Origin of the sequence: Haliovirga abyssi (assembly GCF_030295325.1) — a bacterium.
GTDB classification, from domain to species: domain Bacteria; phylum Fusobacteriota; class Fusobacteriia; order Fusobacteriales; family Haliovirgaceae; genus Haliovirga; species Haliovirga abyssi.
In genome coordinates this window covers 1224419-1249847 of record NZ_AP027059.1, presented here as the reverse complement: position 1 = coordinate 1249847, position 25429 = coordinate 1224419, and the positions used below count along the sequence as shown (strand labels likewise).

Sequence of the window (25429 nt, the reverse complement as noted above, 5' to 3'; positions counted from 1 at the left end):
AAGCTTTTGGATTTTAATTGTAAAAATATGGAGGGGATAGTTATGTTTAAAGTAAATCAAAATTATAGTTATATGGATGAAACTGTTGTATCAAAATTAGTAAGCAGAATTTTCAGTTGGATGTTTATGGCTTTATTAGTTACTGCAGGGACAGCATATGCAGTAATGACATCACCAAGTTTAACTTCAATTGTAATGAGTAGTTATATAGTGATTATAGTATTAGAATTTGCAGTAGTTATGGGTTTATCATTTCTTATAAATAAGGTGTCAGCAACAACTGCAAAAGGATTGTTTTTTCTGTATGCAGTATTAAATGGATTTACATTTTCTATATTTGTTATGTTTTTTACACCAGCATCAGTCATTTTTTCATTAGCTCTTACTACTATTATTTTTGGAGTAATGGCAGCTTATGGATATTTTACTAAAGAAGATTTAACAAAATTTGGTCCAATGCTTTATGCAGGAATTATAATTTTAATAATTACATCAGTTGTTAATATATTTTTACATCTTTCAATGTTATACTGGATTATTAGTTATATGGGTGTGATTATCTTTACTGCTTTAATTGGTTTTGATGTAAATAGAATAAAATATATGGTAATTGAAATGGCAAATGGAGATGAACAAGCATTAGAAAAAGCATCAATTTTCGGAGCTTTACAATTATATTTAGATTTTATTAATTTGTTTATATATATACTTAGAATATTTGGTAATTCTAGAGATTAAGGGACTTTAAAAAAATTAATGAGTCATTTGTTTGAAAAATATGAATAAATCTACAGATTTTCTCAAACAATTTTGACGAATTTATTTTTTTATTGTACCTAAATAGAGAAAATTTATTTTTAGATATTCCTAAAAGGAGAATTATATGAAAAAATATATGCCAGATATATTATGGAAAGAGATAATAGAAGATTTATTTGAAGAATTTGTAAGTTTTTTTATGACAGATCTGTATCCCAATATAGATTTTGAAAGAGGCTATGAATTTTTGGATAAAGAGGTGTCAGGTATATTTCAAAAGACAAGAAAAGAGCAAAGATATGCAGATAGAATAGTGAAAGTTTATATGAAAACCGGAGAGGAAAATTGGATATTAATTCATATAGAAATACAAGGATATTATGAAAAAGAGTTTAGTGAAAGAATGTTCAAATATTTTTATAGAATATATGATAAATATAATAAAAAGATAGTAGCATTATCAATATTTACAGATAGTAGAAAAGGTTATGAACCAAATATATTTGAATATGAATTTTATAGAACAAAATTAAGGTATGAATATATATCTTATAAAATATTAAAACAAAGAGAAGAAGAATTGATAAAAAGTAATAATCCATTTGCAATGGTAGTATTAGCAGGATTATATACAATAAAAAGTGAAGGTAAAGAATTAGATAGATTAAAATTCAAATATCAATTAACTAAATTATTATTGAAAAAAGGATATAAAAGAGAAAAAATAGAGAAAATATTTAAATTTTTAGATAGTCTATTGTATTTACCAAAAGAATTGGAATTAGAATATGAAGATGAGGTGAAAAGGCTAACTGGAGGTGAAGAACAAATGGGTATAACAATGGAAATGACAAATATATATCAAGTTGGAATAGAGCAAGGAATCGAACAAGGAATAGAGCGAGGAATAGAGCAAGGGATAGAGCAAGGGAAAAATAGAGAAAAAGTAGAAATAGCAATAGAATTATTAAAAAATGGAATAGATATAAAAATAATTTCAACTTCAACAGGATTATCAGTTGATGAGATAGAAAAATTGAAATATAAAGTACATTAAGGAAAAAGGATAATTTTTGAGTAGTATATTTAATTTTAGTGATATATATACTTAAAAATTTAGTTTTAAACGTTCTTAAAAGGAGAATTATATGAAAAAATATATGCCAGATATATTATGGAAAGAGATAATAGAAGATTTATTTGAAGAATTTGTAAGTTTTTTTATGACAGATCTGTATCCCAATATAGATTTTGAAAGAGGCTATGAATTTTTGGATAAAGAGGTGTCAGGTATATTTCAAAAGACAAGAAAAGAGCAAAGATATGCAGATAGAATTGTAAAAGTTTATATGAAAACAGGAGAGGAAAATTGGATATTAATTCATGTAGAAATACAAGGATATTACGAAAAAGAGTTTAGTGAAAGAATGTTCAAATATTTTTATAGAATATATGATAAATATAATAAAAAGATAGTAGCATTATCAATATTTACAGATAGTAGAAAAGATTATGAACCAAATATATTTGAATATGAATTTTATAGAACAAAATTAAGGTATGAATATATATCTTATAAAATATTAAAACAAAGAGAAGAAGAATTGATAAAAAGTAATAATCCATTTGCAATGGTAGTATTAGCAGGATTATATACAATAAAAAGTGAAGGTAAAGAATTAGATAGATTAAAATTCAAATATCAATTAACTAAATTATTATTGAAAAAAGGATATAAAAGAGAAAAAATAGAGAAAATATTTAAATTTTTAGATAGTCTATTGTATTTACCAAAAGAATTGGAATTAGAATATGAAGATGAGGTAAAAAGGCTAACTGGAGGTGAAGAACAAATGGGTATAACGATGGAAATGACAAATATATATCAAGTTGGAATAGAGCAAGGAATCGAACAAGGAATCGAACAAGGAATCGAACAAGGAATCGAGCGAGGAATAGAGCAAGGGAAAAATAGAGAAAAAGTAGAAATAGCAATAGAATTATTAAAAAATGGAATAGATATAAAAATAATTTCAACTTCAACAGGATTATCAGTTGATGAGATAGAAAAATTGAAATATAAAGTGCATTAAATAATATTTAATAATTTTTATAAAATAATCTTGAGCTTTTTACAAATTAAATATAAACATTATTTATAAGTAATATTCAAATTTAATTAATTTTGAGAGGAGAAAAAATTTTATGTGTGGAATAGTAGGATATATAGGAGATAAAGCACCCAAAACAATCCTATATAATGGATTGGCTAAACTTGAATATAGAGGATATGATTCGGCAGGGATAGCTATTATAGAAGATAATAAAATAGAATTAAATAAAGCTATTGGGAAATTAGATTCTTTAGGAGAAATATTAAATAAAAAATATATACAAGGAAATATTGGAATTGGTCATACTAGATGGGCAACTCATGGGAAACCTACAGTTTTAAATGCTCATCCTCATTTGGATTGTAATAAAGAGTTAGCTCTTGTGCATAACGGTATTATAGAAAACTATAGAGAATTAAAAGATGAGCTTATAAAAAAAGGACATAAATTTGTATCTGAAACAGACACAGAGGTAATTGTTCATCTTATTGAAGAGTATTATACTGGAGATCTATTTGGAGCAGTAAAAAAAGCTGTTAAATATTTAGAAGGAGCATATGCTCTTGGAGTTATTTCATTGAGAGAACAAGATAAAATAATTGCAGCTAGAAAAGGGTCACCACTAGTAATTGGACTTGGTGAAAATGAAAATATGATAGCTTCTGATATTCCAGCAGTACTAGAACATACGAAAAAAGTTATATTTTTGGATGATGGTGAATTAGCTATTTTAACAAAAGAAAAAGTAGTTATTACAGATTTAAAAGGAAATGAAAAAATAAAAGAGATTACAGAAATTGATTGGTCTATTGAAATGGCTGAAAAAAATGGATATGATCACTTTATGTTAAAAGAGATATATGAGCAACCTAGAGTTGTAGAAGATACATTAAGAGGTAAAATAACGGATAGCAGTGTGAAACTGGATGGAATTAATCTTACTAAAGAAGATTTAGAAAAAATTGAAAAGATAAACATTGTGGCCTGTGGTACTTCATATCATGCAGGATTAGTTGGAAAATATTTAATAGAACAAAATTTGAGAATACCCACTGAAGTTGATGTAGCATCTGAATTTAGATATAAAGATCCTATTTTAAGCGAAAAAAATCTTGTAATTGTAATTAGTCAATCAGGAGAAACTGCAGACACTTTAGCTGGGCTTCGTGAAGCTAAGAAAAAAGGAGCTAAAGTTATTGGGATTATAAATGTAGTTGGTAGTACTATTACAAGAGAATCAGATGGAACGATTTACACAAATGCTGGTCCAGAAATAGGAGTAGCATCTACAAAAGCATTTGTATCTCAATTAACAGCTTTATACCTATTTTTATTATATTTTGGAGAAGAAAGAAATATTTTATCTTTAGAGAAAAGAAAATATATTGTAGATGGATTAAAAAAATTACCTGAAATGATTGCGGAAGTTTTAAAAAGAGATAATGAGATATTAAAAGCTTCAGAAGAATTTAAAGGTGTAAATAGTCTTATGTTTATTGGAAGAAATATAAATTATCCAATAGCATTAGAAGGAGCATTAAAATTAAAAGAAATTTCATATATTCATGCAGAAGGATATCCTGCTGGAGAATTAAAGCATGGACCAATAGCATTGATTGAGGAAGAAGTTCCAACAGTAGCAATAGCTGTAAAAAGTGATACATATGATAAAGTAATTAGTAATATTCAAGAGATTAAAGCTAGAAGTGGTAAAATTATAGCAGTAGCAACTGATGGTGATGAAAAAATAAAAGAACATGCAGATATAATATTAAGAATACATGAAGTTGATGAAATTTTTTCACCAATTTTAACAGTTTTACCATTACAACTGTTAGCATATCATATATCTAATAAAAGAGGCTTAGATGTGGATAAACCAAGAAATCTTGCAAAAAGTGTTACAGTAGAATAGATATAAAATTATAACAAAGAGAGATATCTTATTAATTTATAGATACCTCTCTTTATTTTTTATTTGAAAAAATATTTGTTTACAAATTTAGTAAAATTAAGGTATAATTAAAATAAGAGGATTTTGAGTTTATAAAAAAGAGAGGGAGGGATTATTATGAGTATTTTTAAAGATATTTATGTTGAAAATGAAAATGGGGATAGAGAATATAAAATATTAATAAACGGATGTTGGGATTGTTATTTTACAACAGAAAAAATTGAGGTTAGAAATCCATCTGACAATAAAATCGTTGGTTATGTCCCAAATTGTACAGAAAAAGATATTGAAACTGCAATAGATGAATTAAAAGAGTATAAGAAAATAGAAAATTATACTCCAATAGAAAGATTGGAAATAATGGAAAGAGCTTATGAAATATTATTAGGGAATAAAGATGAAGTAGCGAAGATAATAACACAAGAATCAGGAAAGCCAATAAGCGTATCATTAGGAGAAGTATCTGCTACAGCTGAAAGATTAAAATTGACATTGCAAGAAGTTAGGGCATTGTATGGAGAATATATAGCAGGAGAATGGGTGCACGATACACAAAATAAATTTGCAATTGTAATGAGAAAACCGATTGGAGTTGTTGCTTCAATTTCTAGTTTTAATTATCCATTATATATTGCTGCAGCTAAAATAATTCCAGCTATACTTGCAGGAAATACAGTTATTGCAAAACCTTCAAGTGATACTCCTATTACATTAATATATTTTGCTAAAATTTTAGAAGAAGCGGGACTGCCTAAAAAGGCATTTTCTATAGTAACTGGAAGTGGTAGAAAAGTAGGAGATGCTCTAATACAAAATAGAAACATTGCAGCAATAACATTTACTGGCTCTACAAATATTGGAATGCATATAGCTAAAAGTGTAGATGTTAAAAAACTTCATTTGGAATTAGGAGGAAAAGCTTCAGCTATTGTCTTAAAAGATTCAAATTTAGAGAATGCGGTAAAACATATAGTCAAAGGAACTTTTAGAAATTCTGGGCAAAGATGTGATGCTGTAAGTAGAGTATTGATAGAAAAAGAAATTAAAAATGAATTTATAGAAAAAGTATTAGAAGAAAGTAAAAAATATAAATTAGGTGACCCTTTAGATAAAAAAACTCAAGTTGGTCCAGTAATAAATAAAAAAGCTATAGAAAGAGTTGATAGATTAGTAAAAGATGCTATAAAAAAAGGAGCAAAGTTAATAATTGGAGGGAAATATAATGACTTATTTTATGAACCAACTATATTAGATAACGTGACTCTTGATATGGATATAGCTTGGGAAGAGATATTTGGACCTGTAATGCCAATAATCGAAGTAAATAATTATGAAGAGGCCATAGAAATATCAAATAAGTCAGAATATGGATTGGACAGTTGTGTATTTACTGAAAATATAAATATAGCTTTAAAAATAGGTAAAGCATTAGAGGATGGAACTGTAAGTATAAATTCTGCACCAGGACATGGAGTTGGACATTTTCCATTTGGTGGAAATAAAAAATCAGGAATAGGTAGAGAAGGATTAAAATATAGTATAGATGAATTAACAAAATTGCATACAATAGTTATTAATCAAATTTAAAAATATCTTGACACAAAACATAGAAAGTGATAAAATTATCTTGGTGATGAGAAATGGAAAAAAGATTAGGAACATTATCTATATTTATAGAGAATGAAAATGTGTCTTCTAAAGTAAATGAGATATTACATGAATTTAGGAAAATTGTTATTTCTAGGATGGGGACTCCATATAGAGAAAAACAAGTTGCAGTAATTGTAGTAATATTAAATGGAACTACAGATGAAATAGGAGCATTATCAGGTAAACTTGGTAATATAAAAGGTATATCTGTAAAAAGTGCAATTTCAAAAATTAAATAATTTAGGAATGGCTTAAAAATAATTTACTTATTTGAAAAATTATTTTTTAAATGTTTTTAAATACTCCTGATTGTAAGGAATTATCTGAGTAAAAGGGAGAGGATATAATAAAAATAAAGTTTAAGTTAAAATAATTTAAATTTTATATACTTTATTTATAAAACCTCTCTTTTGAGAGGTTTTTATTTTTAATTAGGGAAATTTAAGTTTAATCATAAAAAAATGGAGGAGATAAAAATGAATTGGCAAGATGAAGTAAAAGAAGATAGCTTTATAAATGAAGAAATAATAGAAAATTTATTAGAAACACACAAAAAACCAACAAAAGAAGAATTTGATAAAATTATAGCAAAAGCTCATAAACATATTAGATTAGAATTAGACGAAGTGGCAATGTTATTAAATTCTAGTGAGCAAGATAGAATTGATACTATATTTAAAACAGCAAAAGAGATAAAAGAAGAAGTTTATGGACATAGAGTTGTTCTGTTTGCACCTCTATATATAGGGAATAAATGTATGAATAACTGTACTTATTGTGGTTTTAAAGCCACAAATGATACTACTATAAGGAAAACGCTTACTTTAGATGAATTAGGAGAAGAAGTGAAAGCTCTTGAAGATGAAGGACATAAAAGATTAATATTGGTATATGGTACACATCCAGACTATACTCCTGAATTTATGGCAGAAACTATAAGAAAAGTATATGAGACAAAGAGTGGAAAAGGAGAAATAAGAAGAGTAAATATAAATGCATCACCTCTTGATGTAGAAGAATTTAAAGTTGTAAAAGATGCAGGAATAGGAACATATCAAATATTTCAAGAGAGTTATCATCTTGAAACTTACAAAAGAGTACATCCAAGTGGAGAAAAATCTAAATTTAAATGGAGATTATTTGGATTAGATAGAGCAATGAGAGCAGGAATAGATGATGTTGGAATAGGAGCTTTATTTGGGTTATATGATTGGAAATTTGAGGTTATGGGACTTATGCAACATGTACTTCATCTGGAAGAAACATTTGGAGTAGGTCCACATACTATATCATTTCCAAGACTTAATGAAGCAAATGGAGCAATAAAAGACCCTAAATATGTAGTAAAAGATGATGACTTAAAAAGAATAATAGCTATACTTAGATTGGCTGTTCCTTATACAGGATTAATCTTAACAGCAAGAGAAACTGCTGAATTAAGAAAAGAGTGTATGGAACTTGGAGTATCACAAATAGATGCTGGTACAAAAATAGAATTACAAGGATATTCAAAGCATAAAAAAGAACAAGATTTAAGAAAAGAACAATTTAAAATAGGAGATTCAAGAGGTTTGGATGAAGTTATGGGTGAATTAATGACTCAAGGATTTATTCCTTCATTTTGTACAGCTTGTTATAGATTAGGAAGAACAGGAGAGCATTTTATGGAATTTTCAAAACCTGGATTTATACATAATTTTTGTACTCCAAATGCATTACTAACTTTATCAGAATATTTAGATGATTATGCATCACCAGAAACTAAAAAAGCTGGTTATAGTTTAGTAGAAAAAGAGTTAAAAACAATAAATTTAGGAAATGCAAAAGATAGTATATTAAAAAAATTGGAGAGTATAAAAAATGGAGAAAGAGATTTATATTATTAAAGATAAAATAGCTAAAGAGATAGATGTAAATAAGTCAAATATAATTTTATCTAAAAAGTTTGGTAAAAGAAATGAATATGTATGGAATGTTGGAAAAACTAATTTTGGAGAAACTGAATTAATATTTGGAAATGAAGAATATTGTATATTCGCTGAGAATATAACATATGAAGAAAAAAAGATTATATTGAATATAGTGAAAGAACCCTGTGTTTAAACAGGGTTCTTTTTGGATGATTTGAGTAAGTTATATAGAAAGGAGAAAAAATGAGAAAAGAAAAAGATTTGATTGGAGAAGAATCATTAGACGAAAAATTATATTATGGAATACATACATATAGAGCAAAAGATAATTTTAGACTTAATTATCATAATGTAAAAGAAGAGATAATAAAAGCTGTAATATTAGTAAAAAAAGCAGCAGCGTATGCAAATTATAAGATAGAAAAATTATCAAAAGAAAAATATGAGATTATAATTGAAGCGTGTGATAAAATTTATAATGATAAAAAAATCTTAGATGAAAATTTTGAAATATGTGCTTTGCAAGGTGGAGCAGGAACCTCTATTAATATGAATGCAAATGAAGTTATTGCCAATGTAGCATTAGAAATTAGTGGAAAAGAAAAAGGAGATTATAGTTTTATAAATCCAATAGAAGATATAAATATGTCACAATCTACAAATGATGTAATACCAACTGCTGTTAAAATAGCGGCTATAAAAGTATTAAGAGAATTAGTTGATAACGTTATGGAACTGCAATTAGGATTACAAGAAAAGGAACATCAGTTTTCAAATGTATTTAAAATAGGAAGAACACAATTACAAGATGCTGTTCCAATTACATTAGGGGATGAATTTGGAAGTTATGCAGAGGCAATTTCGAGAGATAGGTGGAGATTGTATAAGATGGAAGAAAGAATTAGGCAAGTAAATATTGGAGGAACTGCTGTAGGAACAGGAGTTGGAGCTCCATTAAAATATAGATTTATAATAACAGAAGAGATTAGAAATCTAACTGAATTTGGAATGGCAAGAGCTGAAAATTTAATTGATTCAACTCAAAATTTAGATGTTTTTGTAGAAATATCAGGGCTTTTAAAAAGTTTAGCGGTAAATTTAAGTAAAATATCTAATGATTTAAGACTTATGAGCTCAGGCCCAAGAGCTGGTTTAAATGAGATAGAGTTACCAATATTGCAAGCAGGGTCATCAATTATGCCAGGAAAGGTAAATCCAGTAGGAGCAGAATTTATTAAACAAATTTATTATAAAGTGGTAGGGAATGATTTAGCAATTACAATGGCTGCTGGAGATGGAGAATTTGAATTAAATGCAATGTTTCCAATAATTGCAGATTTGATATTGGAAAATTTAGAAATTTTAAGAGATGGAGTTAAAATATTTACAGAAAAAGTTATTAAAGGGATAAAAGCTAATGAAGAAGTCTGCAGAAATTATTTAGAAAATAGCTGGTCAGTAGCGACATTATTAATTGATAAAATTGGATATAATAAATTGACAGAGATATTAAAAGAAGCCAAAATAAAAGGGAAAACATATAAAGAAATAATAATTGAGAAAAATATTTTAAATGAAAATGAGATGAAAAATCTATTTTGAAATTAAGTAATGGCTTAAAAAGCTACAGTTTAGAAGTCAAGAACTTGAAACCACATGATGAACGCAGATGAACATAAGATAAAGGGATAGAAAACACTAATGAAAAATGAGCTATGCTATTTTTTTATTGATTTTTAGATGATTTTCTAGTAGAATAAATACAAAACAAGCATATTATTTTCTTGTTGGAAGATAATATGCTTGTTTTGTATTTATGATTTTATTAGAACTGTATATTAAAAAAAATAGGAGTGCTTTTTATGGGAATAAGTAAAGTTACATCAGAGTATAAAGGATTTAAAAAAGAGATTTATATTTTATTTGTTGCGAGAATCATTAATAGATTAGGAAGTTTTGTAAATTTGTTTTTAGTGTTATACTTAACTCAAAATTTAAAATTAAATGGAAAAGCAATAGGGATTATATTAACGATTGTAGGAGTTAGTAGAATAACAGGTACAATGATATCTGGAAAATTAGCAGATTATTTTGGAAGAAAAAAAGTATTGGTAATTTTATATGTTTCTTCAGCTTTATTCATAATAAGTTGCGGATTTATAAATGGTTCTAATCTAATACCAATATTATTGATAATTGCAACTTTTTTCTTAGGAGGAATAAGGCCAGTATTTAATTCTATTATTACAGATTTATCAACTCCAGAAGAGAGAAAGAGAGTTTTTTCTTTCTTTTATTTAGCCACAAATATTGGAGTTTCTCTAGGACCAATTATAGCTGGATTATTATATAGAAATTACGTTAATTGGATATTTTGGGGAGATGGCACAACGACACTTATTGCAACTATCTTAATAATTATTTATGTGAAAGATACAACTCCGACAGCAGAAGATATAAGTAATGCAAAAGGAAATGAAAAAGCGACAGACGAATCTTCACTCAAAGTAATAATAAAAAAACCATTTTTAATTGTATTTGTTTTATTAAATATTGTAGGAACATTTATTTATGCACAGCATATGATTGTTATTCCAATTCAGTTTTCAGAGATGTTTGGAAAGAATAGTGGAAAATATTTTGGATATATTATGTCATTAAATGCAATTGTAGTAGTGGTATTTACAACATATATACTAAAACTTACTAAAAATAAAACTTCAGATTATAATATGTTTTTGGGGACTATTTTATATACAGTAGGATTTGGAATGTTATATTTTGCAAATAAAAATCTAATGATATTTATTATCTCTACAATATTATGGAGCATAGGAGAGATATTATACGTTACTAATTATGGAGTCTATATTTCATTACATACACCTATAACTCATAGAGGTAGGTTTAATAGCATATTTGGTACTTTAAATATGATTGGATTTACAATAGCACCATTAATTTCAGGATTTATGATTTCTAATTATGGGGTTAAGAATGTTTGGGAAATAATATTTTATATAGGATTTGTATTAACTATATTTTTTTATGGCTTTACAAAATTAAAGAACGTTTAAATAAAAATAGGAGGGTGCGAAATGAAGAAAAAATGGATAGTAATAATGTTTTTAGTAACGTTTACATTTATATTAAATGCTCAATCGGTAGATATTATAGGAAGTTGGATGTTGAAAAGAGTAGAAACAGGTAGTAATATTAAGAAGATGTTTATTATATTAACATTTGAAAAAAATAGAATTTTGAAATATATGGGAATAAAAGTAGGAACATGGAAGTGGAATAATGATAATGAAATTATTATGAAATCAAAAGAAATTAATGATTTTAATGGAAATGTGAAAATAACAAAATTAACAACGAATAGTTTAGAAATGGTGAAAGGGAAACAAAAATTATATTATGATAGGTTTGATTATAAAAATATAGAAAATATAAATAAAAAAGCTAATTTAAATGGAGTATGGGAAATAAAAGGAGAAGACTCAATAAATTTTTTAAAATTAGATGTATCAGGAAATTTTACGTTAATAAGTATAGAAGAAGGGATGAGTAGCACTACAAAAGGAACATGGGTATATAACTCTAAAGATAAAACTGTTATAGTTATAGGTCAACCAAATATATTAAGAGGGGAGAATAAAATTATTTCTATTACAAAAAATAAATTTATTTTAAGAAATATTAATAGAGATGAAGAAATAGAGGCTAATAAAAAAGTGTTAAAAAGTAAAATTGAGAGATTGAATTTTAAATATGATAATTTTGATGAGGAAAAAGAAAATGATTCTGACTTACCTTGGAATGATTTTTATCAAATGGTAGATAAGTTAAAAAATATAAAAAAATTAAAGTATAGGAAAGCAGATTTAATAGAAGAATTAGGGATATTTAAATACAGTGAAGTTATATCTAAGGTTGTGGTTAATTCTGAAAAAGAAAGTATAAGATTTAATGATTTTAGAATTGTAAATGATGAAGAAAAGAAAATTCACGAAAGCTATATAGACGAAAATACAAATATATATAATAAATTTTTTCCTGAAAAAGAGCTATATCCATATAGAATTTTAGGAAATAAAATTGTTACAGTTCCAGCTGGAAAATTTGAATGTACAGTTGTAGAGGGATTTGATGGAGATTCGAAAGTTAAATATTGGATGATTAATAATAAACCTGGAATTTATGCTAAAATAATCCGAGAAAATGTAGATGTGTTTGGAGAGTTAGAATATTTTATGATAGAATTAGAAAAAATAGAAGAGTTATAAATAGATTGAAAATAAAAAAGAATAAAAACAAGAGTTCTAATTTTATATAAGAACTCTTATTGAATTTGGAGGATAAAATGGAAAAGTATGATGTGATAATAATAGGTGGTGGTCCTGCTGGACTTTTTACTGCTATAAATATAAAAAAAGAGATGAGTGTTCTTATTCTTGAAAAAAATCAAAAAGTTGGTAAAAAGTTGCTTATGGCAGGTGCAGGAAGATGTAATATAACCCACGAAGGTGAAATGTCAGAATTTTTTAATCATTATGGAAATAATTATAAATTTTTAAAAACAGTATTTAAAGAATTTAGTAATAAAGATATGATAAATTTTTTTAAAAGAAGAGGTATGGGTATAATAGTAGATAAAAATGGGAAAATTTTCCCTGAAACTGAAAAATCAAAAGATATTTTAAAAATATTAATTAATGAGTGTATGAAAAAAGGAGTAGTTATTAAAAATAACGAAACTGTGTTAAAAGCTGAAGAGATTAAAGAAGAAGATAAAAAAATAGATGAAAAATTTATAATAAAAACAAAAAATAATATATATATGTGTGATAAATTAGTTATATCTACAGGTGGAAAATCATACCCAACATCAGGTTCATCTGGTGATGGATATATATTTGCAAAAAACTTAGGCCATAAAATAGTGAGTTTAAAACCAGCATTAGCTCCTGCTTTTATAACAGATTACAAATTTAAAAATATATCTGGAGTATCATTGAAAAATATAAAAATTTATTTATATAGAGAGAATAAAAAGATAGGAGAACATATAGGAGATATTGGATTTACTCATGTAGGATTATCTGGTCCAGGAATACTTGATTTTTCTAGAGATATAAAAGAAGATGATGTTTTAAAAGTGAATTTTATAGGAGAAAAGATAGACAAATTTAAAAAAGAATTTATAAAAGAAACTGAAAAAGATGGAAATGTAATTATAAAAAATTATTTAAAGAGGTATAAAATTCCAGAAAGTCTTATAAAATCTGTTTTAGAACAAATTAATATGGATATATTAACGAAAATGGCAGAAATAAGTAAGGATAAAAGAAATAAATTAGCTAAAATGTTTTGCGAATATCCATTTGAAATAGATAGAATGGGAGATTATAATATAGCTATGGCAACAACTGGTGGAGTAGCGTTAAAAGAGATAAACGGTAAAACTATGGAGTCAAAAATTGTAAAGAATCTATTTTTTGCAGGTGAAGTAGTTGATATTGATGGAGATACAGGCGGATATAATATACAAGCAGCATTTTCTATGGGATATACTGTGGCGAAGAGTATAAATGGAGGATTATAATGGATAATAAAAAAATGGCGTAGCTTATTTTCTGAACAAATTTATACTTTCCTAGTAAATTAAAAAAATAAATTGATTTATTAAAAGCTTTTTTGATACAAATAAAATTGACTTACCATTATAAAAATGATAAACTATTGATGTTTTTAAAGAAGATTTAAAAAATAATTTTTATTTGAAAAGAATACAACTAATTATAGCTTATTATACAAGGAGGAAAAATGTCTACAAAATCATTAGAAATATTAACAGATGAATTTCATAAATTTCCTGGAATAGGAAGAAAAACAGCACAAAGATTAGCTTTTTATGTAATGGATATTTCAAAAGAAGAAGTAGAAAAATTTGTGTCAGCTTTAAGAGATGTAAAAGAAAATATAAAAAGATGTGAAATATGTGGGAACTTAAGTGAAAGTGATATTTGCGATATATGCAGTGATGATTATAGAGAAAAAGATATTATTTGCGTAGTTGAAGACTCAAAGGATATTTTAGCAATGGAAAAAGCTGGAGTTTTTAAAGGTGTATATCATGTTTTGAATGGTAAAATATCTCCTCTAAATGGAATTGGTGCCGATAAATTAAATTTAAAAAAATTAATAGAGAGAGTAGCAAAAGAACCGATAAAAGAAATAATTTTGGCATTAAATCCAGATTTAGAAGGAGAAACAACTGCTTTATATATTTCTGAGTTATTAAAGAATTTTGATGTGAAGGTTACAAAAATTGCAAGTGGAATACCAATGGGCGGAAATTTAGAATTTGCAGATATAGCAACTATTTCTAGATCAATAGAGGGAAGACGAAAAATTTAATGTTTATGGGCACTTATATTGAAATATATACTTGATTTTGAACAAAATAAAAGTTATACTTTATTAAGGAATGGTTTAAAAATAACATTCCAATTTTGTTATAAAATACGCAATGTTTTAAGCGTTTTTATAACAAAATATGAGAACATTATTTTTTAAACGTTCCTAAGATAAAATAAGATAAGATAAGAAAATAAGAGAATGCACTTTGTAATTAAAAACAAAGTGCATTTTTAAAATAAAAATTAAAAGATCGAGGTGTTTAATATGAATAATAGAGAATATAGTGTAAGTGAATTAAACAAATTAGTTAAATTAACATTAGAAACAAATAGTAATTTTAAAAATTTTTATTTAAAAGGAGAAATATCAAATATTACATATTATAAAAGCGGACATCTGTATTTTACATTAAAAGATAAAAAGGCATCTATAAAATGTGCAGCTTTTAACTATAGATTTAAAAATGTACCTGTAGACCTTGAAGCTGGAGAAAATGTTAGAATACTTGGAAGTGTTACTTTATATGAGGCAAATGGACAATATCAAGTTATTGTTGATGAAATTGAAAAAGAAAATAAATTGGGAAGTTTATATGTTGAATTGGAAAAATTAAAAAAAGAATTAGATAAAAAAGGGTATTTTGATAAATCAATAAAAAAAAGGTTGCCAATTATTCCTTATAATATAGGAGTAGTAACTTCTGGGACAGGGGCAGCAGTAAGAGATATAATCAATACAACCCATAAAAGATTTGAAAATTTAAATATTTATGTTTATCCTGCAAAAGTGCAAGGAAAAAATGCAGAGTTAGAGATAAAAAAAGGGATAGAAACTTTAAATAGATTAGATTATATAGATGTTATAATTATTGGGCGTGGTGGTGGAAGCATAGAAGATTTGTGGGCATTTAATAAGAGAGAGGTTGCAGAAGCAATATATAATTCAGAAAAGCCTATAATATCTGCAGTTGGACATGAAATAGATTTTTTATTATCTGACTTGGTGGCAGACAGTAGAGCAGCGACACCTACTCAAGCAGCAGAAATTTTAGTTCCTGAAAAAGAGAGTTTGCTAGGTGAATTAAATATTCGCGAGGTAAGAGTTGCTAATAATTTGAAAAAGTTATTGGAATTAAAAAAAATAGAGTTTGAACAAAGAAAAGAAAATTATTTTATAAAAAATTATAAAAATTATATAGTTGATAAGAATAATATATTAATAGGAAAAGAAGAGAAATTAAATAATTCATTAAAAAAGATGTTAGAAATAAAAAAAAGCAAGTTTGAAATTTCAAAAAGCAAAATAGATATGTTAAATCCATATAGTATACTAAACAGAGGGTATTCAATAACAAAATTAAATGGGAAAATAATAAAAAGCGTAGAAAAAATAAGAGAGTCAGATGAATTATTAACTATATTAAGTGATGGAGAAATAAATAGTGTAGTAAAGTAGGTGCGAGTTATGAAAAAAGTTGTGATAATATTTTTTGTTATATTTAATATTTTTATATTTGCAGAAGAATCAAGTGAAAACCAAAGCAAAAATTATAAAAATAAAGATTTTATAAAGTATTCATTAGAAAAAAATGTAATACCTATTTATACATTTAGAAAATATAATAGTAGTATAAAACAAAATGAAAGTGAAATGAAATTAGAACAAAATATATTTTTAAATGTAAAAGGGGAGCAAAATGAAATAAAATATCTGATAAATTATAGTGATAAAAAAGAATTGGAAAATCAAAATAAACTACAACTTAGTTATAAAAAATTAAAATTGGGAGATATTAAATTAAAGAATAATTTTGTTATGAAATATTTTAAAAACCGATCAAAAATATTTGGATTTTTTTATGGAGATAGTAAAAATTATATATTAGGAGACTTTTCAAAATCAAATATAATTAGTCAAAAAATTGTATTTGGAGAGAATAAAATTAAAACAATAGTATCAAAAGATAATTATATAAAAAATAAGTATTATAAAATTACTAATAGTGGAAATATTGCTAATATAAAAGATGTTTATTTTAACGATAATGATAAAACAAACAACGAAAAAGCTATTATGATAAATGGAAATTATTATGATATTTTGAAAAAAGATGTTGATTATATTATATTTGATAATCAATATATAGAATTGTTAAATCCAAAAGATGGAGATTTAATGGTCAAATTTGAAGATGATAGTATAATTAAAATATTGCCTTCAGAAAAAATATATAAGTTACCAAAATTTTCTACTCCGAATTATTCTGTAAAATTTCAAAATAAATATGGAGAATATATAGATGAAAATTATAATATTTATGAAAATGAAAGCGTATTATATGTTGATAATTTAAATGAAGATGATAAAATTATATTTGAATATTATGAAAAAAAAGAGATATTCAATATAAATGATATTTTGGAAGGTAGTTTAATAGTATATAGCGGAAATCGAGAATTGGAATTGAATAAAGATTATTTTTGGGATAATACAAACTATATTTTATCATTTTCAAAAAATATAATTAATACAAATAATGAAGTTGAAATATTTTATAAGAGAAAATCTGAACAGGATATACAGAATTATAGTTTGAATTTAAATTATAATTTATTAAATTTCCATTATGATCTTAGCTTAGAAAAATCTAAAAAAAGAGATATAATTGGAACATATATAAATAGTAAAAATTTTAAGTTAGAAGCTGGGACAGAGATTTATGATAATAATTATAAAACTAATGAAAATAAAATAAAATTTGTATCAGATAGTGAAGATTTGATGACAAATAGTAAAGATGACTTTTTAGTTAATGGAAATGCAGTAGTTTCAGATGATTATGTTAAAGATAAAAGTTATAATTTTGAAAATAAAATAAAAGTTGATTATTCTTCTGATTTTAAAATTAGAAAAAAATTAAATATATCATCTAAAAATATAAAAAAAGTATCATTTTGGATATATGGTGATAATCAAAATGAAGATTTAACTATAAAAATTGGGGGCTTAAATGAAGATTTCGATAATGATGGAAAGCTGGATACAGAAGATAAAAACAATAATGGATATTTAGATACAAATGAGGATAACGGAATAGATATAGGTGGAAATTTAATAGGAAAAAATAATGAAAAATTAGATACAGAAGATTTTAATAATAATAATGTTATTGATAAAAATGAGGAATTTTATAGTTATAATACTAAAATAAATTTTTTAGGATGGCATAAACTAGAGTTTTTTATTGATGGCAGTAAATCTTTAGAAAAATTTAATATGGTTGAATTTGATATAGGAAATACAAGTGGAAATAATAGCTATGTTGTTTTAGGAGATTTTAAATTTATAAAATACAATATAATTACAAATAATTTAAAAAATTATATTATAAATGAAGATAATATAATAATAAATGGGAAAGATATAAATAGTAGTTTCAGCTATAATTTTTCTTATGAAAAGAATTATTATAAAAATTTAAAAATCTCAATGGAAAGTGAAGATAATTCAGAAGTAACTATTAAAATAAATGGAGTTGAAAAATATAAAGATATTATTATGGGAGTTAAAGAACTAAATTTAGATATATCAGATTTAGAATCTGTGCAAGATATAACTTTTGTTACAAAAGGAAATTTAAAAATTAATAGCATTATATTTAAAGATAAAATAATAGATATAAACAACTTTTTTTATGTATATTATAATTGGAATGATAATGTGATTGAATTAGATAGAAATTCTAAAATTTATCATTTAGTGATTAAAAATACAGATATGGATAGAAAATATAGGTATAATATAGAGAAGAGTGATGACATTGATAAGTTTAAATTAGAAAGTAATATTTCTAATAGTTTGAATTTTACATATTCTTACGAAAAAAATAAGGATATTTTAAATAGGAGCTATTCTGCATTTTATTTTGATAGCATAAAGAGAATTGAATTAAAAAATGAAATCGATAATAAAACCTATTTTTTATATTGGAAATATAAAAATAAAAAAAATGAGTTATGTGGGAATTCGTACTATAAAAACAAAGAGATTCAAGGAGAAAATATTTATAAATATAGTTCTAAAAATATAAAATTTAAATATAATATAAAAAAAAGTTCTTATGATTTAGAGAATAATTTATTGTTGAATAATAATTTTGATAATATAAAATTTGAATCTGAACTAGAATATTCAAATAAGAAAAATTATAATTATGATAAAGAGTTGATTAATAAAAAGATAAATAACTTTTTTAAAATAGGTATAAAGAGAGAAAGAGAAAAAGAGTATTTGAATGATAAAGAAACTTATTTTTTTCCAATTTTAAATTATAGTTATAGCAAAAATGAAAAGGAAAGTTATGAAATATCATTGGAAAATAATTTAACAGATAGATTTATTAATTCTAAAACATCAATTTTTTATAAAAAATATAAAATCATATATGAATATAGTAAAAATATAACAGAAAAAATAGATGTTTCTATCTCATATTTTATAAATGAACAATTAAAAATAAAAAGTGTATTTGATGAAGAAAAAGATAATTATATTAAATATAATGCTTTATTTGATGGAAAATATCAATATAATAAATTCATAGAAATATTACCATATATAAAACTTGAGAGTTATAATGATTTAAGAGAAAAATTTAATAGTTATAATGAATATCAGATAGGGATGGAAACTAAAATTTCAATGTAATGGAGAATATAATTATGATAAATAAAAAGAACATTTTATTTTTACTAACCATAATATTAAGTACAGTATCATTTTCAATAGAGTATAGTGGAGAAATTGGGTTGAAAAGTGATTATAAAGATGAAAAACTTTCTTTAAATCAACTCTATGACATAAGGCTTTATGATAAATCATGGATGTCAAAATTTGGAAATGATGAACAAGAATTAAATTTATTTCAAAAAAAAGGAAATTTTAGATTTAAAGAGTATATTACTAATGAACAAATAACAAATCAAAAAAAGATAGGAGCAACTCTTTATTATAAAAATTACTTTAATCTTGGATACTTAGAAGAGCGTTTATCCCGTATGATTGATAGCAAATTATATATTTATAATATTTATGCTAGATTTATATATAAAAATGATTTAGGTGCAAAAGTAGAAAGTTACAGATTAGCATTAAATAAAAGCTATTTTAATAATATTCTTAGAATAAGTCAAGATTCAACTTACTATACAGATAAGAGATATAATATGAATTTGTTATTTAATTTTAAAAATTTTGAAATTTCTACTGATAAAACAGAAAAAAAATTTATTTTAAAAGAAAAATTTTATCTATATAATAAAAATTTTAAATTAAGAGTTTCAAATCAAAATGATGTAAACAGAAAAAAAAATAAAAAAGAATTTTACGGAGCCTTTAAATATAAAAAAATAGAACCGTTTTATGAGTATGTAGAAGATAGTGCTATAAATAAAGGAGTAGTATATTATTTTTCTAAATTAAATAAAATAGAAATCAGTTGGAATAACTTATATTATAAATTGTTATATAATTATGGAGATTTTTATAAAGGGTTAACATATATTTTGATAAAAGATAAAAGCAGATATAATAATAATTTAACTTTTTATTACAAAAAAGATATATTAAAAAATGTTTATTATAAATTGGAAGGGAGTGGTATATTCACATCAATGTATGAGTTGTCTAGTAGTATTATTCTTAAATTTTAGAAAGGAGTATGAAAAACTGTAAAAAAAGAAATAACGAAATATATTTTAAGTGGATAGGGAGGGAATAATTATGAAAAAATTATTATTAAAAATCTTACTGTTTTTTTTAGTAACAATTTCAGCTTTAGGAGCTGGAAGTAGCAGTGTAATAATATTTTCGCCAAATGGTGGAGAATCAGTAAAAGGAGTATATTATATAACTTGGGGGACAAGTTTGGATGTGTCCACAGTAAAATTGGATTACAGTGTTGATAACGGATCTACTTGGAAGGAGATTGCGACAGATTTAAATGCATCTTATGGATATTATCCTTGGGACACAAGTGCATCAACAACTGATGGAACTGATGGCCAAATTAAAGTAAGGATTACTGCATTGAAAGATCAAAATGGTTCTGATATTACAGGAATCACTGATGAATCTGATGCAGGATTTACTTTGAATAATTTTAAACCAATTTTATTAAATCCAAATTCAAGCTCTACTAATATAACATGGGCAAATGATACTACAGTTAGTTTTTTAGTTGAAAATGGAGAAAAGGTAAATAATGGTGATATAGAGATACAATTAAATGGTATAGATAAAATTGAATCTGTAACTGGAGGGAAAACAGCCAATCCAAAACTATTTAGCTATACATTAGATACAAGAGGAGCAACAGGAAATGTAGTTAGTGGAAATGGTAATTATACTTTAAAAATATTAGTTAAAAATCATGGTAATTCAGAAAGAGCAGTTTCATCTCAATCAAATGCAATAGATGTTGAAAATATTTATATTACATCTCCGATAGATAGTACCACATGGAGTGGGACTCAAAATATTACATGGACTGGAGCAGAAACAAATGCGAATTCATATGAGACACAATATAGTGCTGATGGTGGAACAACTTGGAATAGTTTAGGAACTGGATCTACAGATAATACAATGAGTATAAATAGTAATAAAATATTACAACTGCCAGCTAACCAAGCAGTAGGAGATAAAAATGTAAAAATAAAATTAATAGCTAAAAATAGCAGTGGATTTTACGCATGGACAGAGTCAGAACTATTTAAAGTAAGCCATAGACCGGTTGTAAATGAAGTTTATGCAATAAGTACAAGCTCAAGTGCGATAACTCAAGATAGCACAATAAGTGGTCACACAGCAAAGATAAAATGGACAGCAACAGATCCAGATTTGGATACATTAAAAGTAAATATATCTTATTCAGTAGATGGTGAATCATATGTATTATTAGCACCAGGAGAAACTAATGATGGAGAATATACATTTGATTCAAATAACATACCGGAATCAACTAATGTAAAAATAAAAGTAGAAGCAACAGACAATGGAGCTGATCCAAATAATGGAGGACCTTATGTAAGTTCATTAGAAAGTGGAACTTTTGAAGTAAAACATACTCCAACTGTAAGCGGAGTTTATGCAATAAGTACAAGCTCAAGTGCGATAACTCAAGATAGCACAATAAGTGGTCACACAGCAAAGATAAAATGGACAGCAACAGATCCAGATGGTGACACATTAAAAGTGAATATATCTTATTCAGTAGATGGTGAATCATATGTATTATTAGCACCAGGAGAAACTAATGATGGAGAATATACATTTGATTCAAATAACATACCAGAATCAACTAACGTAAAAATAAAAGTAGAAGCAACAGACAATGGAGCTGTTCCAAATAATGGAGGACCTTATGTAAGCTCATCAGAAACAACACAATTCACAACAAAACATACGCCAGTAATAACAACATGGGATATAAAAAATGCAGGAAGCAGTATAAAATTAGGAAATAGTGCTAAAGATTGGGCAAATAAAGATTCTGTTTTTTCATGGAATGTAACTGATCCAGACAATGATACTTTTAATGTTAAATTAGAATATAGTCAAAATAGTGATTTTTCAAATTCTACTGTTATAGTAACTACATCATCAGCAATAGGTAATTATACATGGGATTCTACCAGTTTAACAGATGGAGAATATTATGTAAAATTAACAGCTACAGATAATTCTGCTAATAATTATACTATTTCAGAAACTAGCGGAAAAATAGTTATAGATAATGCAGATAAGCCAACAGTTGTAGTAGAACAACCCATAGAATTGAACTTAACGAAAGATAGTAATTATGGGTATAAATCGGATGATATAGTATGGGGGAAATCAGGAGATAAAGTAACATCTAAAAAAGTAACATTTAAAATTACTAATAATGATATAAGAAGTTATAACATAGGAGATGTTAGTTATAAAATATATTACATTAAAGATAGTGCAACACCAGTTCTTATAGAGGGTACAATGACAAATACACAGTTAGTTGCTAAAGATAGTGAAATTACAGAAACATATGATTGGGATATAAGTGCATTAACTGATGGAAATTATAAAATAAAAATAGAAGCTACAACTAATAATACAGCTTTAAAAAATAGTAGTGATAATATTAATTCAGCAGAAAACAGTAATGAATTTACAATATTAAATCATTATCCTAAATTTAATAAGTTGACAGGATTAGATAAGAAGATAGATTTATTACAATTAGGAAGAATAATGAAAATTAGTTGGAATTCATCAGATCCCGATGTAATTGATACATTGAAATATCATATTTTATATAAGAAAAATAGTGTATCTGCATGGCCTTTATTAACAGATACAACTTCTACAGAAGAAAAAGGGATTATTATAAAAAATTATAATTTATCTGGATATAATTGGGATACATTAGGAACATCATTAACTCCAGATGTATATTATGATATTAGAATTATTTCAGAGGATTCTAATGGAAATAAAAGATATCTAACAAAAGAAAAAGCGATAATTGTACGACAAAAACCACAAGTTACACTTTTATCTCCAGCAGAAGGAGATAGTTTAAGTGGAAGTAGTGAAAAAATAAGTTGGTATATAGTAGATCCAAATAATGTAAGTATAAATAAATTAAAGATTAGTTTGTTAGACAGCACAGGAACTGTTATAAGTGATTTGTTAGATCTTTCTAATTCGACAGACGTCACAGCACAAAATGGACAATTTAATTTTGATACACAAGGATTTAATGAAGGTAGCTATAAAATAAAAGTATATGCAGAAAATTCAGGTGGACACAACTCAGAAGCTACATCTGAAACAGGAGAATATGGATATACAGAATCAAGTTATTTAAAATCATTCACAATAAAACATAAACCTACTATTGAAGTATCTTCGCCTGTGTCAGGAGAAGTATTAAGTGGAACAAAAAATATATTGTGGTCAGCTAAAGATCCAGATGGAGATACCTTAACGCTATCAATAGCATATTCATTAGATAGTAGTACATGGAATGTACTAAATAGCAGTATTTCAAATAATGGAAGTTTTTCTTTAAATACTAAATTAATACCAGAATCTAATAATGTAAGTTTGAAATTTATTGTAAGCGATGGAAAAACAAATTATGATGGTGCTAGCGAATTGATTGTTAATAATTTAAAATCTATCCATAAACCAAGCATAACTATTTTATCTCCACAAGAATCTATTGTATATAAAAATCAAATTAAAGTATCATGGAACAGTTATGATCCAGATGGAGATTCTTTAACTACAAAATTATCTTATATAGATGACCTAGGAGAACATGAGATTGCAGGCTTTGTAAATGGAAGTAATTTATCTGAAGATGTATTAAAAAGTATAAATACGTCAACAGGAGAGTTTAAATTAAAGGTAACAGTAAATGATGGGACAAGTGATGTTATTAAAGAAATAAATGTTACTCTTGATAGAAATCCAGAAATATTTATGATATCACCAGTTTCGCAAGATATCATAAAAAATATAATGACAATAAAATGGAAAGCTGATAATCCAAATGGAGATAATAATAATGTAAATGAAGATATGAAAATATCATTACTTTATTCTGTAAATGGAGGATCGAACTGGTTAAAATTGTATGAAGATTTAACTCAAAGTAAAGATCTTAAAAAAGCAGGAACAGATGAATACAGTTATACATTTGATACAAAATTAGATAATCCAGTTGATAAAATACAAAAACATTATGAGAAAGGATTAAAAGGAATCCCAGACAGTAAAAATGTAAAGATAAAAATTATAGTTACAGATAAAAACAATGATAAATTTACAGCAACAGCAGAAACTGATCTATTTACAATAGCAAATTATATTCCAATAGTAAGGATAGCAGACAAACCAAAAGAAAATATTATTTGGTATGGAAAAAGGGATATAAGATGGGAGGCTACTTCAAATACAGGAATCATAGAAGAGGACAAAAATCTTAATATTAAATTATATTACTCTTTATATGATAAAGATAATACAGTTAAAACTTGGAAAGAAATTACTAAAAAATCTACTTTTAATGATGGAATATATACATGGGATACAAATACAGTTGCAGATGGGAAATACTATATAAAAGTAGAAGCACAAAATAGATCAGGTATTGGAGAAGACGAATTTATAATTCCTGTAGAAATAAATAATAGCGGAATTGATTTGGAAACTAAGCAATTTTATAATTATCCAAATCCGTTTAAAAGTAGTACTACTTTTAAATATAGATTACCTAATGATATGAAATCTGTAAAAATAGATTTATACAGTTCTCAAGGACAAAAGATTGAAATGATTGAGGATTTACCTAATGAAGCTGGAGTATATAGAGTGCCATGGATAGCATCTGGATATTCAAACGGGGTCTATTTTGCAAGGCTAGTAGCTATTGGATATGACGGAAAAGAGTATATAAAAATAGATAAAATAGCATTATTAAAATAAAAATCATCACTTCTTATGTTTTGCTTTATATAAAATAAAAAATAGTGAAGCATAAGAAGTAATGATAAAAAATAGGAGGTGCC

The 25429-nt window shown here is 25.5% G+C and carries 17 protein-coding genes; all 17 read left to right on the top strand.

The features are described 5' to 3' along the window. Positions 1 to 42 precede the first annotated feature (42 nt). The 17 genes from RDY08_RS05585 to RDY08_RS05505 all read left to right on the top strand — a co-directional run bounded on the left by RDY08_RS05585 (position 43) and on the right by RDY08_RS05505 (position 25346). Positions 43 to 738 carry a Bax inhibitor-1/YccA family protein gene (locus tag RDY08_RS05585; protein ID WP_307903391.1) on the top strand — a complete coding sequence of 232 codons (696 nt, stop codon included), beginning with the start codon at positions 43 to 45 and terminating at the stop codon, positions 736 to 738. 145 nt (positions 739 to 883) lie between these two features. Further along, positions 884 to 1816 (top strand): Rpn/YhgA-type helix-turn-helix domain-containing protein, encoded by a 933-nt coding sequence (locus tag RDY08_RS05580; RefSeq protein ID WP_307903390.1) that lies wholly within the window; start codon positions 884 to 886, stop codon positions 1814 to 1816. Between the two features lie 91 nt (positions 1817 to 1907). Next, positions 1908 to 2852: an Rpn/YhgA-type helix-turn-helix domain-containing protein gene (locus RDY08_RS05575; protein ID WP_307903389.1), complete on the top strand. Its 945-nt coding sequence runs from the start codon at positions 1908 to 1910 to the stop codon at positions 2850 to 2852. Positions 2853 to 2964: 112 nt separating this feature from the next. Next, positions 2965 to 4788 (top strand): glutamine--fructose-6-phosphate transaminase (isomerizing), encoded by a 1824-nt coding sequence (glmS, locus tag RDY08_RS05570; protein WP_307903388.1) that lies wholly within the window; start codon positions 2965 to 2967, stop codon positions 4786 to 4788. Between the two features lie 156 nt (positions 4789 to 4944). Further along, the gene (locus tag RDY08_RS05565; protein ID WP_307903387.1) at positions 4945 to 6414 is read left to right on the top strand and encodes an aldehyde dehydrogenase family protein; all 1470 of its coding nucleotides are present in this window, start codon (positions 4945 to 4947) and stop codon (positions 6412 to 6414) included. A 53-nt stretch (positions 6415 to 6467) separates the two neighbouring features. Further along, complete coding sequence (locus tag RDY08_RS05560; RefSeq protein WP_307903386.1) at positions 6468 to 6716, top strand: TM1266 family iron-only hydrogenase system putative regulator; 249 nt, start codon at positions 6468 to 6470, stop codon at positions 6714 to 6716. 237 nt (positions 6717 to 6953) lie between these two features. Further along, positions 6954 to 8363 (top strand): [FeFe] hydrogenase H-cluster radical SAM maturase HydG, encoded by a 1410-nt coding sequence (gene hydG / locus RDY08_RS05555; RefSeq protein ID WP_307903385.1) that lies wholly within the window; start codon positions 6954 to 6956, stop codon positions 8361 to 8363. Further along, a complete protein-coding gene (locus RDY08_RS05550; protein ID WP_307903384.1) occupies positions 8338 to 8580 on the top strand; it encodes a hypothetical protein in 243 nt (80 codons plus the stop codon). The genes hydG and RDY08_RS05550 overlap by 26 nt, the downstream gene beginning before the upstream one ends. A gap of 50 nt (positions 8581 to 8630) precedes the next feature. Then, positions 8631 to 9989 carry an aspartate ammonia-lyase gene (locus RDY08_RS05545; RefSeq protein WP_307903383.1) on the top strand — a complete coding sequence of 453 codons (1359 nt, stop codon included), beginning with the start codon at positions 8631 to 8633 and terminating at the stop codon, positions 9987 to 9989. 260 nt (positions 9990 to 10249) lie between these two features. Beyond that, entirely contained in the window at positions 10250 to 11464 is a 1215-nt protein-coding gene (locus tag RDY08_RS05540; RefSeq protein ID WP_307903382.1) for an MFS transporter, read from the top strand. 21 nt (positions 11465 to 11485) lie between these two features. Then, positions 11486 to 12676 carry a hypothetical protein gene (locus RDY08_RS05535; protein ID WP_307903381.1) on the top strand — a complete coding sequence of 397 codons (1191 nt, stop codon included), beginning with the start codon at positions 11486 to 11488 and terminating at the stop codon, positions 12674 to 12676. 77 nt (positions 12677 to 12753) lie between these two features. Further along, positions 12754 to 13995 (top strand): BaiN/RdsA family NAD(P)/FAD-dependent oxidoreductase, encoded by a 1242-nt coding sequence (locus RDY08_RS05530; RefSeq protein WP_307903380.1) that lies wholly within the window; start codon positions 12754 to 12756, stop codon positions 13993 to 13995. A 221-nt stretch (positions 13996 to 14216) separates the two neighbouring features. Further along, positions 14217 to 14810: a recombination mediator RecR gene (recR, locus tag RDY08_RS05525; protein WP_307903379.1), complete on the top strand. Its 594-nt coding sequence runs from the start codon at positions 14217 to 14219 to the stop codon at positions 14808 to 14810. Positions 14811 to 15077: 267 nt separating this feature from the next. After that, positions 15078 to 16268 carry an exodeoxyribonuclease VII large subunit gene (xseA, locus tag RDY08_RS05520; protein WP_307903378.1) on the top strand — a complete coding sequence of 397 codons (1191 nt, stop codon included), beginning with the start codon at positions 15078 to 15080 and terminating at the stop codon, positions 16266 to 16268. Positions 16269 to 16277: 9 nt separating this feature from the next. Further along, positions 16278 to 19520, top strand: a complete 3243-nt coding sequence (locus tag RDY08_RS05515; protein WP_307903377.1) for a hypothetical protein — start codon at positions 16278 to 16280, stop codon at positions 19518 to 19520. Positions 19521 to 19534: 14 nt separating this feature from the next. After that, positions 19535 to 20524 carry a hypothetical protein gene (locus tag RDY08_RS05510; protein ID WP_307903376.1) on the top strand — a complete coding sequence of 330 codons (990 nt, stop codon included), beginning with the start codon at positions 19535 to 19537 and terminating at the stop codon, positions 20522 to 20524. A gap of 70 nt (positions 20525 to 20594) precedes the next feature. Next, positions 20595 to 25346, top strand: a complete 4752-nt coding sequence (locus tag RDY08_RS05505) for a phage tail protein (protein ID WP_307903375.1) — start codon at positions 20595 to 20597, stop codon at positions 25344 to 25346. Positions 25347 to 25429 lie beyond the last annotated feature (83 nt).

Bases quoted from the DNA above. Each gene is read 5' to 3' on its own strand.
- RDY08_RS05540 (WP_307903382.1), top strand. From the start codon at position 10,250: ATGGGAATAAGTAAAGTTACATCAGAGTATAAAGGATTTAAAAAAGAG.
- RDY08_RS05575 (WP_307903389.1), top strand. From the start codon at position 1,908: ATGAAAAAATATATGCCAGATATATTATGGAAAGAGATAATAGAAGAT.
- RDY08_RS05550 (WP_307903384.1), top strand. From the start codon at position 8,338: ATGGAGAAAGAGATTTATATTATTAAAGATAAAATAGCTAAAGAGATA.
- RDY08_RS05580 (WP_307903390.1), top strand. From the start codon at position 884: ATGAAAAAATATATGCCAGATATATTATGGAAAGAGATAATAGAAGAT.
- RDY08_RS05510 (WP_307903376.1), top strand. From the start codon at position 19,535: ATGATAAATAAAAAGAACATTTTATTTTTACTAACCATAATATTAAGT.
- RDY08_RS05535 (WP_307903381.1), top strand. From the start codon at position 11,486: ATGAAGAAAAAATGGATAGTAATAATGTTTTTAGTAACGTTTACATTT.
- xseA (WP_307903378.1), top strand. From the start codon at position 15,078: ATGAATAATAGAGAATATAGTGTAAGTGAATTAAACAAATTAGTTAAA.
- recR (WP_307903379.1), top strand. From the start codon at position 14,217: ATGTCTACAAAATCATTAGAAATATTAACAGATGAATTTCATAAATTT.
- RDY08_RS05545 (WP_307903383.1), top strand. From the start codon at position 8,631: ATGAGAAAAGAAAAAGATTTGATTGGAGAAGAATCATTAGACGAAAAA.
- RDY08_RS05560 (WP_307903386.1), top strand. From the start codon at position 6,468: ATGGAAAAAAGATTAGGAACATTATCTATATTTATAGAGAATGAAAAT.
- RDY08_RS05585 (WP_307903391.1), top strand. From the start codon at position 43: ATGTTTAAAGTAAATCAAAATTATAGTTATATGGATGAAACTGTTGTA.
- glmS (WP_307903388.1), top strand. From the start codon at position 2,965: ATGTGTGGAATAGTAGGATATATAGGAGATAAAGCACCCAAAACAATC.
- RDY08_RS05505 (WP_307903375.1), top strand. From the start codon at position 20,595: ATGAAAAAATTATTATTAAAAATCTTACTGTTTTTTTTAGTAACAATT.
- RDY08_RS05565 (WP_307903387.1), top strand. From the start codon at position 4,945: ATGAGTATTTTTAAAGATATTTATGTTGAAAATGAAAATGGGGATAGA.
- RDY08_RS05530 (WP_307903380.1), top strand. From the start codon at position 12,754: ATGGAAAAGTATGATGTGATAATAATAGGTGGTGGTCCTGCTGGACTT.
- hydG (WP_307903385.1), top strand. From the start codon at position 6,954: ATGAATTGGCAAGATGAAGTAAAAGAAGATAGCTTTATAAATGAAGAA.
- RDY08_RS05515 (WP_307903377.1), top strand. From the start codon at position 16,278: ATGAAAAAAGTTGTGATAATATTTTTTGTTATATTTAATATTTTTATA.